Origin of the sequence: Microbacterium oleivorans NBRC 103075, from assembly GCF_001552475.1 — a bacterium.
GTDB lineage: Bacteria > Actinomycetota > Actinomycetes > Actinomycetales > Microbacteriaceae > Microbacterium > Microbacterium oleivorans.
On sequence record NZ_BCRG01000013.1, the window covers coordinates 18,258 to 32,500 of the forward strand.

Genomic DNA, 14,243 nt, shown 5'->3' on the forward strand with positions numbered 1-14,243 from the left:
GCCCTCTGCATCTGGGGGGCCGCGCCAGAACTCCTCGGTCGGATGCCGGTGGGGGGAGTAAAGGGCAGCGACTCGACGATAGACGGCTTCGGTGGTGCTCCCCTATTCGTCGCTCTTGCGCGGGGGGCACCCGTCTGCTTTTATCTCAGAGTAAGACGAAAAGGTCTCGAGGGGAATGATGAGCGGCGAGCGCGCAGCGAGCAGGGGCACGGCGACCAACGCCGACGTCACCCGCATCAACCGCACCGCGATCCTCGACGCCCTCCAGAACGGCGGTGCACTCACGCGGGCCGAGTTGATCGAGGCGACCGGCCTGGCATCGGCGACGGTGCACCGGCTCTGCGCACGCATGGTCGCCGACGGGCTCCTCGCGGTCGAGCGCGATGCGAGCGGCATCGGACGCCCGACCCACCGCTATCGCCCCCTCGGTGAGGCCCGGACGGTCGTCGCGATCGACGTCACCACCGCCGTCGCCCGCGGCGCCCTGATCGACTTGAACGGCGACATCCGCCACGAAGACCGCGCGTCGCTCCGCGATGCCGCCGGGCTACTGTCGGCATCCTCTCGGCTCGAGGGGATCGGGGTGCTCGCCGACCGACTCATCCGCACCGCCGCCGAACTCGGCACGCCGGCACAGGGCGTCGGCCTGTCGGTGCCCGGGGTTGTCGACGCCGACGGTGCCGTGAGCGACTCGGTCGAACTGGAGTGGAACGGCGTCGCTGTCCGCGATCTGATCCAGGCGCGCACGGGGCTCGGGGTCGTCGTCGAGAATGACGCCAACGCCGTCACGATCGGCGAATGGACCCGGGGCGCGGGGCAGGGCACCGGCGACCTGGCTGCCCTCGTGTTCGGCGTCGGGGTGGGCGCCGGCATCGTCTCGGGCGACCGCCTCCTGCGCGGCGCGGGCGCCGCGGCAGGCGAGATCGGCTACCTCATCACCGACCCGACCGCCTTCGAGAAGCCGCGCCGGACCGGCGGCGATCTCGAGACCCGCGTGCTCTCGCTCGGGGCCGCCGACGTCGATGACGCCTCGAGCATGGCGGTCCTCGACACAGCGGACGCCGGTGCCGAGGCATCCGAGCGTGCCGAGCGCCTCCTCGACCACATCGCGATGTCGGTCGCGGCGCTCGCGGTGATCCTCGACTGCCGGGTCGTGATCCTCGCCGGACGCCTGCCGCGGCGCACCGACCTGCTCGTCGACGGCATCAACGAGCGCCTGACGGGCCGCATCCCGCGTCCGCCCGCACTGGTCGTCGGCGCCCTTGGCGAGGACGCCGCCCTCGTCGGCATCGGCCAGCTCACGATCGACCATGTGAAGGGGGCGGTCTACCTTGCCTGACATCCTCGACCGGGAGCCGGCGTCCGGAGCGCTCGTCGGCGTCGATGTGGGCGGGACGAAGACCCACCTGCGCGCGATCGTGGACGGTGCGCTCGTCGACCGCATCGTGCCGAGCGACCTCTGGCGCCAGGACGCGATCTTCGACGACGTGCAGAACTTCGACCGCCTCGCGCAGCTCGTCACCGAGACGGTCGGCGCGGCACCCGCCGTGACGGTCGTCGGCGCTCACGGGATCGACAGCACGCGTCAGCGGCACCAGGCGACGGCGCTCCTCGGCGAGCGGATGCCGGGGGTCGTGGCCGTCGTGAACGACGCCGTCCTCCTCGCCCCGGCGATGGGACTCGAGGCCGCCGTCTGCGTCATCGCGGGAACGGGCTCGGCCGTCGTCGGCTTCGATGACACCGGCGAGCCCGTCACCGCCGACGGCTACGGCTGGCTCATCGCAGACGACGCGAGCGCTCCCGGTATCTCCCGCCGCGCGGCCGTCGCCCTCCTCCGTGCAGTCGACCGCCGGGGCACCGAAGCGATGACCGATCCGCTGGCGGCGCGATTGCTGGCCGCGTTCAACGCCCTCGACCACGTCGACCTCGCGCTGCGATTCCAGGCCGATGCGAGCGAGGCGTCGTGGGGCGGGTTCGCCCCCGAGGTGTTCGCGGCAGCCGCCGCGGGCTCGGCGATCGCACACGAGGTCGTCGCGGCATCCGCTGCTCATCTCGCCGATGCGGTCAGCGCCGTCCGCGCGCGCGGTGCGCGGGGTGCCGACGTCATCGCGGCCGGCGGTGTCATCACGGCGCAGCCCCTCCTCGCCGACCTCCTCCGGGCGGATCTGCAGCGCACCGACGGCACGCTCCGCTTCCACGTGCTCGACGAACCCCCCGTCGCCGGCGCGCTCGCTCTGGCGGTCGCCCACTCCGACGCCCCCTCCCCTCGAAAGGTGCTCTCGTGAGGATCCTGCTCTCCCCCGATGCCGCCGGCGCCGGCGAGATCGCCGCCACGCTCGTCGCGGCCTCGCTTCGCGACCTGCCCGCTCCCGTCCTCGGCGTGGCCACCGGCTCGAGCCCGCAGCCGCTCTACCGCGCGCTGGCTGCGCGCGTGCACGCGGGCCTCGACCTCTCCCGCACGACCGCGTTCGCGCTCGACGAGTACGTGGGTCTGCCGGTCGACCACCCCGAGAGCTACCACGCGGTCATCGCGCGCGAAGTCACCGCACCCCTCGGCCTCGACGCGGAGCGCGTGCACGTTCCGGAGGGTGCCGCGGCCGATCCCGTCGCAGCAGCAGCCCGGTACGAAGCCGCGATCGTCGCGGCCGGGGGCGTCGACCTGCAGATCCTCGGGATCGGCGCGAACGGCCACATCGGCTTCAACGAGCCCGGGTCCGACGCCGACTCGCGCACCCGGATCGTCGAACTCGCGCCGCGGACCGTCGCCGACAACAGCCGCTTCTTCGACGGCGACGCCGGTCGCGTTCCGACCCACGCGTTGACCCAGGGGATCGGCACGATCCTCGCCGCCCGCGAGATCGTCCTGGTCGCGTGGGGCGAGTCGAAGGCCGACGCCGTGGCACGCGCCGTCGAAGGACCCCAGACCGCGGAGCTGCCGGCATCCTTCCTGCAGCGCCACGCCCGCGTCACCCTCGTGCTCGACCACGCCGCCGCCTCCAAGCTCAGCCCGAACTCTCTCCCCGTGGAGGTGGCACGATGACCGCGCCCGTCTTCGACGTCGCCCGCATCGGCCCCGGCGAGGGCTCGATCGACCCGCGGACCCGGCTCCGCACCGACGCCCCCAGCCAATCTCTCGACGGCTGCTGGAGCTTCCGCCTCTCGCCCTCGCCCGCGCTCGCGCCGCACGACGAGTGGACGCAGGGCGAGACAGAGGGTTGGGACGAGATCACCGTCCCCGCGCACTGGAACATGAGCGGCTTCGGCACCCCGGCCTACTCGAACGTGCAGTTCCCGTTCCCGATCGACCCGCCCTACCCGCCCGACGAGAACCCCGTCGGGGACTACGTGCGCCGCATCGACGTCGACGCGGAGATCCGACGGGTGATGGATGCCGGGGGCCGCGCGCTCCTGCGCTTCGACGGGATCGAGTCCGCCGCCGACGTGTTCGTCAACGGCATCCGTCTCGGGTCGACCCGCGGCAGCCGGCTCACCCACGAGTTCGACGTGACCGACCGACTCACCGGCGCGGGCGACGTGATCGCGGTGCGCGTCGCGCAGTTCTCCGACGGGACGTACCTCGAGAACCAGGACATGTGGTGGCTTCCGGGCATCTTCCGGAGCGTCACCCTGCTCGCCCGTCCCGTCGGCGGCATCGACGACGCGGTCCTGACGGGCGACTTCGACCACGAGACCGGACACGGCGCGGTCGCCGTGACGACGACGGCCGGTGCCGTCCTCGAGGTGCCCGAGCTCGGCATCCGCGTCGACGTGGCTGCCGGCCGCAGCACGGTCGACGCCGGGGCGGTCGAGCCCTGGTCCGCCGAGACGCCGCGACTCTACGACGCGACCCTCGCCACGGCATCCGAGACCGTCTCCGTGCGGCTCGGCTTCCGCCGAGTCCGCGCCGACGACGGCGTCCTGACACTCAACGGCCGCCCGATCATGCTCCGAGGCGTGAACCGTCATGAGCACGACCCCGACCGCGGGCGCGTGCACACGACCGAGCTCGCGCGGCGCGACCTCGTGCTCATGAAGCAGCACAACATCAACGCCGTCCGCACGTCGCACTACCCGCCGCATCCCGAACTGCTCGACCTCGCCGATGAACTGGGCCTGTACGTCATCGACGAGTGCGACCTCGAGACCCACGAGTACGAGTACGTGTCGTGGCGCGGCAACCCGAGCGACGATCCGGCGTGGGAGGCATCCTTCGTCGACCGCATCCGCCGGACTGTCACACGCGACCGCACCCACCCGAGCGTCATCATGTGGTCGCTCGGCAACGAGTCGGGTGCGGGCTGCAACATCCGCGCCATGGCGCGGTGGGTGCGCGAGAACGACGCCACGCGCCTCATCCACTACGAAGGCGATCACTCCAGCCGCGACACCGACGTCTACTCGCGCATGTACGCCTCGCACGACGAGGTCCGCCGGATCGGCGAGGAGTCCGACGAGATCGCGCCCGCCGGCATCGGGGCGGCCGAGCTGCGGCGCCGGTCGCTGCCGTTCGTGCACTGCGAGTTCGGCCACGCCATGGGCAACAGCCCGGGTGGCGTCAAGGAGTACTGGGAGCTGTACGAGCGGTTCCCGCGCCTGGCCGGCGGGTTCATCTGGGAGTGGATCGAACACGCGATCGCCATCGAGGACGAGCACGGCCGCCGGGCCTTCCGCTACGGCGGCGACTTCGGCGAGTCGGTGCACGACCACAACTTCGTGATCGACGGCCTGATCAGCGCCGACCGAGACGTCCGCCCCGGCCTCGTCGACTACGCCGCGATCATCGCGCCCCTCGTGATCACCGTCGAGGGCGACCGTCGCGGCATCCGTCTGGAGAACCGCTACGACCACGTCGACACGAGCCACCTCGCCGTCATGTGGCGTCGCGAGGTCGACGGCGTCGTCGTGGCGCAGGGCGAACTCGACGTGCCGCCGATCGCGCCGCGACAGCGCGGCGTCGTGCCGCTCCCCGCCGAGGCACGCACGGTGTCGGCGTCGAGCGTCGCCGATGTGCTCACGATCGTCGCCGCGCTCCGCGACGCGACGAGCTGGGCGCAGCGCGGCCACGTGGTCGCGACGGGCCAGCGGGTGGATGCCGGGGCTCCCCGCCTCGGCGCAGCTGCGGCACCCGACCAGGGCGAGTTCGACCGGCGCGGTCGGCCCCTGCGACTCGGTTCGCTCGACGTGGTCGAGGGTCCTGGCATCGGGATCTGGCGCGCTCCGACCGACAACGACCTCTTCCCCGGGTGGGACGAACCGACGCTGCCGCCGATGGCGGAACGGTGGGCACTCGCGCGGATCGACCGGATGCAGACCCGCGTCCGCGGCATCCGACCCGAGGCGACGGCCCTCGTCGTCGACACGCGCGTCGGCGCGCCGTCGTTCGACAGCGGCGTCGATGCGCTGTGGCGCTGGTCGGACCTACCCGAGGGCCGACTCCTCGAACTCGACCTCCGCAGCATCGGATCGTGGGACAACGCCTGGATCGAGAAGGCGCCGTTCGCGTGGACCGTCGACTGGGCCCGCCTCGGCATCGACGTCACGCTCGCGGGCGCACCCGTCGGTATGGAGTTCGCGGGCTACGGTCCAGGGCCGAGCTACCCCGACACCGACTCGGGCGTGCACTTCGGCTGGTTCGAGGCCGGCGCCGACGAGCTCGTCACGCCGCACGTCCGGCCGCAGGAGAGTGGATCACGCCGGGGTGTCCGCACCGCCGTCATCCGCACCTCCGAGGGTGCGGTGCGCGTGAGCGTCGTCGGCGGCGAGGCACTGGACGCCGGGGTTGCGCTCACCGTGTCGCCGTGGGATCGCACGACGCTGAGCACGACGTCGCACGCATCGCTCCTGCCTGCACCGACCGCCACGCACGTGTCGATCGACATCGCGCAGTCCGGCGTCGGCACCGCCACCTGCGGGCCCGGCGTGCTCCCGCGGCACCGCCTGCCCGCGCGCGACGCGTCGTTCGCGCTGCTGTTCGAGACGGTCTGAGCCCGGACGGGCCGGAGCGGGTCAGTCGACCCGCTTCCGGCCCCAGGGCAGTCGGATGCCGCGCTCGTTCTCGGATTCGACCTCGAGGCCGTAGTGCTCCCCGATGTGGTCGAGCAGCTGCGCGCGCTCGGCTTTCTCGTAGATGCGTCTCTCCCGCTGGAATGCGACGACGGTCGACCAACAGATCAGCAGCATCACGATGCTGAACGGCAGAGCGATGATGATCGCCGCCGTCTGCAGGGCGGTCAGGCCACCCGCGATGAGCAGCGCGATCGCGAGGAGCGCGGTGATGAGCGTGAAGAGCGTGCGCACGGGCTTGCTCGGCTCGGGGTCGCCGCCCGTCGCGATCATGCCCATGACGAGCGCGCCCGAGTCCGCCGACGTGACGAAGAACAGGGCGATGAGGACAAGCGCACCGATGGTCAGCAGGAGCGGTGCCGGAAGGTGCTGGAACAGCTGGAACAGCGCGCCCTCGACGTTCACCGACCCGTCCGCCTGCGTCATCACGCCGGGCTCATCGACCTCGAGCTTGATCGCGGAGCCACCGAGGACGGCGAACCAGAGCACGCCGACGAGTGTGGGAACGATGAGCACGCCCATGACGAACTCGCGCACGGTACGACCGCGGCTGACGCGCGCGATGAAGATGCCGACGAAGGGCGCCCACGAGATCCACCAGCCCCAGTAGAACGACGTCCACGTCGCCTGCCAGGCCTGGCCCTCCGCGCCCTGGAATGCGCTGACGCTGAAGCTCAGACCGACGAAGTTCTGCAGGTAGGCGCCGATCGACTGCACCCACTCCCGCATCAGGTAGAACGTGTCGTTCGTGAACAGGACGAACAGGAGCAGAAGACCGGCGAGGATCAGGTTCAGAGACGACAGCCACTTCATGCCGCGGGTCACACCCGACAGCACGGAGAACAGAACGGCCGTCGTGATGACGGCGATGATGATGACCTGGACCATGAGGCTCGGATCCTTGATGATGCCCGCACTGTCGAGGCCGGAGCTGATCTGCAGCACACCGAGGCCGAGGCTGGTGGCGACACCGAAGAGGGTCCCGACGAGGGCGACGGCGTCGATCGCGTTGCCCCATCCGCCTCGGACGCGGCGACCGAGGATGGGCTCGAGCGCCCACCGGATCGACAGCGGACGCCCGCGGCGATGAATCGCGTAGGCGAGGGCGATGCCGACGACGACGTAGACGGCCCAGGCCTGAACACCCCAGTGCAGGTAGGTCTGCGTCAGCGCGGACTGCGCGAGCTGCGCGGTCGTCCCCTCGACCCCGGGCTTGGGATCGACGAAGTGGCTGAGCGGCTCACTGACGCCGTAGAAGACGAGACCGATGCCCCTACCCGCGGCGAAGAGCAGCGAGAACCAGGCTCCCGTCGAGAACTCGGGCTTGTCGTCGTCCTTGCCGAGACGGATGTCGCCGAACCGACTGAACCCGAGGAACAGGCAGAAGGCGACGAAGAACGCGGTGATGAGGACGTAGTACCAGCTGAAGGCGTCGATGATCGCGCCCTGGATCGTCCCGAAGAACGCCTCCGCCTGGGCGGGAAGCGCGATCGCGAAGGCGCTGAACGCGATCGCCACGATCGCCGCGGGCGCGATCACCCACACGCTGGCTTTCGCCCGGGGTCCTGCGGCGGTCGATCGGGTCTCTGACGGTGGGGCGCTGTCGGACATGCCGCCAGGCTACTGACGCCCCGGCATCCGCTCATCTTGTTGCGCGACGCGGGGGTGGGAAGGTAACGGGGTCAGTCGCGGGGCCAGGATGCCGCGAGTTTGCCGAGCAGGCGGACGAGTTCGGCGCGCTCCGCGTCGCTGAAATCGGCCAGCGCGGCAGAGAGCCGCTCGCGCCGCTCGCCTCGGAAATCACCCGCTCGTCGACGGCCCTCGGAGGTTAACGCGATACGCGTGCGTCTGGCGTCGTCGGGGTCGGCCTCGCGCTGGGCGAGTCCGAGCTCGACCGCCTGCTGCACGAGGCGCGAGGCGCGAGGCTGGTCGACGCCGATCGTTTCGGCGATTTCGCTCACCGACAGTGGCTGCTCCGCGTGCACGAGTGCGTCGAGCAGGCGGATGCGGGCGGGAGCGCCCGCGAGGCGCGCGCCAGGTCCGAAGGCGCGGTCGCCCCGCATCCACGGCGGCCCGGGCATATCCGAGTGCGGACCGTGCGCGTGCGGTCCGCCCGGGTGGTGGCGGCGATGCGGACCACCGCGGCCGCGCATCTGCGCGAACGCGGCCAGGAGGGCGTCGAGGTCGCCGGTCGGGTCGGTCACCTCTCGACGATACCGCGTCAGCCCGATTGCATGTCACTTGACATGCGACCCAACTGCATGTCACACTGCATGTACTTTCGCAATGACATGCAATGGTCATCACGGACAGTCCGTCGGTGACAAGACGTCCCGGAAGGACACCCCATGAACACCTCCATCAACGACACCCTCGGATTCCGCCTCAAGCTCGTCCACCGCCTCCTGGCGCGCGAGCTGCACGACAAGCGGGTCGAAGCCGGCGCCGACGCACGACGCGACGAGATCGTCGCCGCCGTGCAGGCCCGCGTCTCGGCCGCCGTCCCCGACGAGGACTACGACACCCTCCTGCGCTCGCTCGACGCGATCGCACGGGAACTCGGCTGGGACGAATCCCAGCCCATGCCTCCCCGCCCTGATCGCGGCCACCGGCGCGGTCCCTTCGGACGCGGCTTCGGTCGCGGGTTCGGCCCCGGGTTCGGTCCCGGGCACCGGTTCGCGCACTCCGACGCGGAAGACGACGAGCACGCCGAGCACCACGGGCACGGCCACCACGGCCACCACGGCCGCGGCTGCGGCGAGCGGCGCGGATTCGCGCAGCATCCCGCCGTCGCCGAGGCCTACGAGCGCGGCTTCAGCCGCGGATACGAGCAGGCGCAGCGCGACTGAGCGCGGTCAGTTCCCCTTCGCACCGGCGTCGGATGTTCCGACGTCGGTGCGGTGGAAGTTCTGGAACGAACGGGATGCCGTCGGCCCCCGCTGCCCCTGATACCGGTTCTTGTACGAGCCGGTGCCGTAGGGGTTCTCGGCGGGCGACGTCAGGCGGAAGAAGCAGAACTGCCCGATCTTCATGCCCGGCCACAGCTTGATCGGCAGCGTCGCGACGTTGGCGAGCTCGAGCGTCACGTGACCCGAGAAGCCGGGATCGATGAATCCCGCGGTCGAGTGGGTGATGAGGCCCAGCCGGCCGAGCGAGCTCTTGCCCTCCAGCCGTGCCGCGACGTCGTCGGGCAGCGTGATCTGCTCGAACGTCGCCCCCAGCGCGAACTCGCCCGGGTGGAGGATGAACGGCTCATCGGGCGCGACCTCGATCAGCCGAGTCAGTTCGGGCTGATCCTCGGCCGGATCGATGAACGGGTACTTGTGGTTGTCGAACAACCGGAAGTACCTGTCGAGCCGCACGTCCACGCTCGAGGGCTGGACCATCGCCGGGTCCCACGGGTCGAGGCCGATACGGCCACCGTCGATCTCGAGTCGGATGTCACGATCGCTGAGCAGCACGCGGCCAGCCTACTGGCCGCCCGTCAGCGCGCGCTGCGGACGACCGAGACGCTGCGCGGCGGGACGACGACACCGGATGCCGCAGCCTCCCCGACGAGCACGTCGCCGACCACCGGCGCCACGACCTCGTCGTCAGTGCGGTTCGAGAGGAACACGTACCGGGCGGCGGCATCCCCGCGCTCGATGACATCGAGCCGGCCGCCGGCGGACCGCGGGTCACCGGCAAGCGCCTCCAGCCCGAGGCCCGCGAGCACCGCGCGGACGCCGTCGCGGCCGATGTCGGCCGAGACGTACGTCGCACTGCCACCGGCCGCAAGGCGACGCCGGGTCACGGCGGGCGCGTCGGCGAGGTCGCCGTCGGCGTAGGTGTCGAGCACCTCGACGTCGTCGCCGACGTGGACGATCCGCTCGGTCCAGCCGTGTGCCACGGCTCCCGAGGCGAGGGCGATGCGCTCCGCGGGCAACAGCGGCACGAACTCCTCGACCACGACCCCGAGCAGATCGCGCAACGCGCCGGGGTATCCCCCGAGCCAGACGCGGTCGTTGCCGTCGACGATGCCGGAGAAGTACGTCGTGACGAGGTGGCCACCGGCATCCGTATACGCCTCGAGGCGGGACCGCAGGGCGCCGGGCATGACGTGCAGCATCGGCGCGACGAGCACCTCGTAGTCGTCGAACGACGCGCCCACCGGGATGACGTCGGCGCGGATTCCCAGGTCGAGCAGGGCGCGGTACCAGGCGAGGGTCTCGTCGTCGTAGGCGGGTGAGTCCGACGGGTGGGCGTCGCGCCCGCTGACCCACCACGACTCGTAGTCGAAGACGATCGCGACGCGGGCCTTCTCGCGGCGCGAGCCGTGGACAGGCGACAGGTCGCGGAGCGCGCCGCCGAGCGCCACGACGTCGCGGAACACGCGGCTGTTCTCACCCGCGTGCGGGACCATGCCGGAGTGGTACCGCTCGCCGCCGGCGCGCGACTGGCGCCACTGGAAGTAGCAGACCGCGTCGGCGCCGTGCCCGACGTGGGTCAACGCATCGCGGACGAGCTCACCCGAACGCTTGGGCGGATTCACCTCGCGCCAGTTCACGGCGCTCGTCGCGTGCTCCATGAGGAACCACGGCAGGCCACCGGCGATGTTGCCCGTGAGGTTCGCCCAGAACGACAGGTCGTCTCGACCGTGCTCGCCGGGGCGCAGGTAGTGGTCGTTCGAGACGAAGTCGACGTCGGGCACCCAGGAGGGGTAGTCGATGTCGCGGACGTTCTGCGCGACCATGAAGTTCGTCGTCAGTGGGATCTCGGGCGTCAGGTCGGCGAGCACGGCGGCTTCGGCGCGGAGGTGGTCGCGGACGGCATCCGACGAGAAGCGCTCGAAGTCGAGCTGCTGCCCGGGGTTGCGGATCGTCGGTGCGCTTCGCGGCGGCAGGATCTCGTCCCACTCCTCGTAGTGCTGCGACCAGAACGCGGTGCCCCACGCGTCGTTCAGCGCGTCGATCGTGCCGTAACGGGCGTGCAGCCAGAGGCGGAACGACCGTGCGGCGTCGTCGGAGTAGTCGTAGAGGTTGTGGCATCCGAGCTCGTTCGAGATGTGCCACGCGACGACGGCGGGATGGTCGCCGTAGCGCTCGGCGAGCGCGCGGACGAGTCGGAGCGCGTACTCGCGGAAAATCGGCGATGTCGGGCGCCAGTGCTGGCGCGCACCGGGCCAGAGGGTCGTGCCGTCGACGGTTTGCGGCAGGATCTCGGGATGCCGCCGGGCCATCCACGAGGGCGGCGAGGCCGTCGCGGTGGCGAGGTCGACGTCGATGCCGTTCGCGTGCAGCAGGTCGATGATCTCGTCGAGCCACGAGAAGTCCCACTCGCCGGGGCGCGGTTCGAGGAGTCCCCACGAGAAGATGCCGAGCGAGACGATGTTGACGCCCGCCTCGCGCATGAGCCGGACGTCGTCGTCCCAGACCTCGCGCGGCCACTGCTCCGGGTTGTAGTCGGCGCCATAGCGCATCGTCCCGGGCTTCTGTGAGCCGTCTTTGACCCAGCGGTAGTTCTCCATCCGATCACGGTAGCTCAAAAGCGTGCATGTGCACGGTTTCAGGTGTTCTAGTGTTCGTCTATGACCGATGCACCCGGCCGCGGACCTTACGCGAAGTCCGCCGCCCGGCGCAGTGAGATCATCACGACCGCGACGGCCGTCTTCGGCACGCACGGCTACCGCGGGGGATCGCTCAGGCAGATCGCGAAACAGCTCGACCTCGGCCTGACGACCGTCATGCACCACTTCCCCACGAAGGTGTCACTCCTCGCCGCGGTCCTCTCGCAGGAGGATGCCGCTGACACGGACTTCCTCGACAGGTCCGCTCGTGACGGCTTCATCCCGACAGTGCTCGCGATCGTTGAGCGGAACATCGGTCGACGCGAGCTCGTCCGCATGTTCACGGTCGTGCAGGCGGAGGCAACCCACGCGGACCACGAGGCGCACGCGTGGTTGCAGGAGCGCTACGCGTCGGTGATCCCCGACTACCGCGATGCGATCGAGCACGACCGGTCACTCGGTCGCCTGGCGACGACGCGCGACGCGACGATGCTCGCCGATCTCGTCATCGGCACGTGGGAGGGGATCCAGGTGCGCTGGCTCGCCGACGGCACCGATCCGGTCGCCGCGATGCGCGTCGCACTCGAGGCGCTGCTCGAGCCGATCCGGCGCTGACAGAGGTCAGCGGCGCGGATCGATCATCGTCATCCCGGCCGGCGACGCCGAATCCATGACCGGCAGGAGCTCGGCCGCCTGCTCGAGCGACACCGTCCGCTCGATGAGGTCCTGCGGACGGAGCGTGCCACGGGCGATGAGCTGCAGCATCCCGGGATAGTCCTCGGCCGCCATGCCGTGGCTGCCGAGGAGGTCGAGCTCCCACGCGATGGCGCGCGCGAGCGGTGCCGGCGTGAGACCGGATGCCGAGGGCAGCAGCCCGACCTGCACGTGCCGACCCCGGCGGCGGAGGCTGTGGATCGCATCGGCGCAGGTCTGCTCGCTGCCGACGGCGTCGACGGCGACGTGCGCGCCACCGCCGGTGAGCGCGTGGACGGCGGCCGGCACGTCGCTGCCGTCAGCGACGATGACCTCGTCTGCGCCCAGCGATCGCGCGACGTCGAGCGCCGCGGTCGAGCGATCGACAGCGACGACCTTCGCGCCGAGCGCCGTCGCGATCATGACGGCACTGAGCCCGACGCCGCCGGCTCCGACGATGACGACCCACTCGTCCGCTGTCAGACGGGCGCGCGCGGTGAGCGCGCGATAGGCGGTGGCGAAGCGGCATCCGAGCGCAGCGGCGGAGGCGAACGAGATCGACTCGGGGACGGCGACGAGGTTGCGATCGGCGGCGTGGATGGCGACCCGCTCAGCGAACGATCCCCAGTGGGTGAACCCGGGCTGCTTCTGGTCGGGGCATACCTGCGCGTTGCCGCTGAGGCACCACTCGCACCGACCGCATCCGCAAACGAACGGCACCGTCACGCGATCACCGACCACCCAGTGCTCGACGCCGGCGCCGACCCGGACGACGATGCCCGCCAACTCGTGACCCGGCACGTGCGGCAGCGCGATGTCGTCATGGCCCACCCAGGCGTGCCAGTCGCTGCGGCAGAGGCCCGTCGCGTGCACCTCGATGACGGCGCCGCCGTCGGGGGCGGTCGGTTCGGGCACGTCGGTCACGACGAGGGGTCCTGCGATCTGTTCCATCACCATCGCGCGCATGCCTCGATTCTGCCGGGCGGTGGGTGGTCCTCCGTGCGGGTCAGGGTCGGGTCAGGTCGACGAGCACGGCGATGACGTCGTCGAGAACCGTCGGGCGCGCGCCCGGCCGGAAGACGACCCCCATGTCTCGCGCCGCCCGCGGGTCGTCAATGGGGCGCTGCACGCAGCCGTCGAGCGGATGCGGCACCTCGGGGCCGACCGCGATCCCGAGGCCCGCGGCGACGAGACCGTGCAGGGTGCGGATGTCATCGCCCTCGAACGCGATGTCGAGCGCCGCACCCTCCGCGGCGAACAGCTGCTCGAGGGTCCGGCGCAGCCCATAGCCGGGCTTGAGGGTGACGTGCGTCTCGCCGAACACGTCGGCGAGTGTGATCCTCTTCGCCGTTGCCAGTCGATGGTCGGCGGGCACGACGACGACGAGCGGTTCGTCGTAGAGATGCACGCTCTGGTGGGCGGGATGAGTCGCCGCGGCACCCGACACGATCGCGAGGTCCGTGCGACCCGAGTCCAGCTCGGCGAGGCACGCGTCGCGGGCCCCTTGCCAGAGCTCGATCCGGATGTCCGGCCGCTCCTCGCGCAGCCGACGGACGAGCCGCGGGACGAGGTGCTCGCCGAGCGAGTTCTGGAAGGCGAGGCCGACGGTCGAGCGCGACCCGTCGAGGGAGTCGAGCGCGTCCTGCGCCGCGCGGAGCGAGACCCGGACGGCGGGCAGCATCCGTCGAGCGGCCTCGGTGAGACGGATGCCGCGACCGTCCGGGATCACGAGGGTCACGCCCAGCCGCGACTCGAGCTGCCGCAGGGCTCGGCTCACGGTCGGCTGCGGCACCCCGAGTGCCTCCGCCGCGCGCGTGACGTGCTCGTCTTCGCCGAGCGCGTCGAGGAGAGGGAGATGCGGGAGGAGGTCGGCCAGGCGATCGCGACTCATGCGCGAATGCTATCGGTGTACGCGGATTGCTATTAGATCTGTATCTAAGGG

The 14,243-nt window shown here is 70.9% G+C and carries 12 protein-coding genes; 6 read left to right on the forward strand and 6 right to left on the reverse strand.

Annotation, left to right across the window (positions count from 1 at the left end; all coding sequences use genetic code 11):
• The first annotated feature begins 178 nt into the window (after nucleotides 1-178).
• Genes MO1_RS12385 through MO1_RS12400 form a run of 4 tightly spaced genes read left to right on the forward strand, consistent with a single transcriptional unit; the run spans nucleotide 179 to nucleotide 5,985 of the window.
• Nucleotides 179-1,339 (forward strand): ROK family transcriptional regulator, encoded by a 1,161-nt coding sequence (locus tag MO1_RS12385; RefSeq protein ID WP_255209269.1) that lies wholly within the window; start codon nucleotides 179-181, stop codon nucleotides 1,337-1,339.
• The gene (locus MO1_RS12390; protein WP_060916187.1) at nucleotides 1,332-2,285 is read left to right on the forward strand and encodes a BadF/BadG/BcrA/BcrD ATPase family protein; all 954 of its coding nucleotides are present in this window, start codon (nucleotides 1,332-1,334) and stop codon (nucleotides 2,283-2,285) included. The genes MO1_RS12385 and MO1_RS12390 overlap by 8 nt, the downstream gene beginning before the upstream one ends.
• Nucleotides 2,282-3,040, forward strand: a complete 759-nt coding sequence (locus tag MO1_RS12395) for a glucosamine-6-phosphate deaminase (protein WP_036311602.1) — start codon at nucleotides 2,282-2,284, stop codon at nucleotides 3,038-3,040. Before MO1_RS12390 ends, MO1_RS12395 begins: the two co-directional genes overlap by 4 nt.
• The gene (locus MO1_RS12400; RefSeq protein WP_060916188.1) at nucleotides 3,037-5,985 is read left to right on the forward strand and encodes a glycoside hydrolase family 2 TIM barrel-domain containing protein; all 2,949 of its coding nucleotides are present in this window, start codon (nucleotides 3,037-3,039) and stop codon (nucleotides 5,983-5,985) included. The genes MO1_RS12395 and MO1_RS12400 overlap by 4 nt, the downstream gene beginning before the upstream one ends.
• A 21-nt stretch (nucleotides 5,986-6,006) precedes the next feature.
• Here the strand turns inward: MO1_RS12400 and MO1_RS12405 are convergent, their stop codons facing one another.
• Both MO1_RS12405 and MO1_RS14535 read right to left on the reverse strand, forming a co-directional pair.
• Nucleotides 6,007-7,674, reverse strand: coding sequence for a BCCT family transporter (locus MO1_RS12405; RefSeq protein ID WP_060916189.1), 1,668 nt, complete (start codon nucleotides 7,672-7,674; stop codon nucleotides 6,007-6,009).
• 71 nt (nucleotides 7,675-7,745) lie between these two features.
• Nucleotides 7,746-8,267: a MarR family winged helix-turn-helix transcriptional regulator gene (locus tag MO1_RS14535; RefSeq protein WP_082724418.1), complete on the reverse strand. Its 522-nt coding sequence runs from the start codon at nucleotides 8,265-8,267 to the stop codon at nucleotides 7,746-7,748.
• A gap of 144 nt (nucleotides 8,268-8,411) precedes the next feature.
• On the opposite strand from MO1_RS14535, the gene MO1_RS12415 reads away from it, so the two are divergent.
• Nucleotides 8,412-8,912: a hypothetical protein gene (locus tag MO1_RS12415; RefSeq protein WP_060916190.1), complete on the forward strand. Its 501-nt coding sequence runs from the start codon at nucleotides 8,412-8,414 to the stop codon at nucleotides 8,910-8,912.
• Between the two features lie 6 nt (nucleotides 8,913-8,918).
• Here the strand turns inward: MO1_RS12415 and dcd are convergent, their stop codons facing one another.
• Both dcd and MO1_RS12425 read right to left on the reverse strand, forming a co-directional pair.
• Nucleotides 8,919-9,524, reverse strand: a complete 606-nt coding sequence (gene dcd, locus MO1_RS12420; protein ID WP_036311593.1) for a dCTP deaminase — start codon at nucleotides 9,522-9,524, stop codon at nucleotides 8,919-8,921.
• 23 nt (nucleotides 9,525-9,547) lie between these two features.
• A complete protein-coding gene (locus tag MO1_RS12425) occupies nucleotides 9,548-11,569 on the reverse strand; it encodes a beta-galactosidase (protein WP_060916191.1) in 2,022 nt (673 codons plus the stop codon).
• 60 nt (nucleotides 11,570-11,629) lie between these two features.
• Here MO1_RS12425 and MO1_RS12430 point away from each other — a divergent pair, with 60 nt between their 5' ends.
• Nucleotides 11,630-12,223 (forward strand): TetR/AcrR family transcriptional regulator, encoded by a 594-nt coding sequence (locus MO1_RS12430; RefSeq protein ID WP_060916192.1) that lies wholly within the window; start codon nucleotides 11,630-11,632, stop codon nucleotides 12,221-12,223.
• Nucleotides 12,224-12,229: 6 nt separating this feature from the next.
• Here MO1_RS12430 and MO1_RS12435 read toward each other — a convergent pair whose 3' ends face one another.
• Nucleotides 12,230-13,267, reverse strand: coding sequence for a zinc-dependent alcohol dehydrogenase family protein (locus tag MO1_RS12435; protein WP_060916193.1), 1,038 nt, complete (start codon nucleotides 13,265-13,267; stop codon nucleotides 12,230-12,232).
• Between the two features lie 40 nt (nucleotides 13,268-13,307).
• Nucleotides 13,308-14,192, reverse strand: a complete 885-nt coding sequence (locus MO1_RS12440; RefSeq protein WP_060916194.1) for a LysR family transcriptional regulator — start codon at nucleotides 14,190-14,192, stop codon at nucleotides 13,308-13,310.
• Between the last annotated feature and the right edge of the window lie 51 nt (nucleotides 14,193-14,243).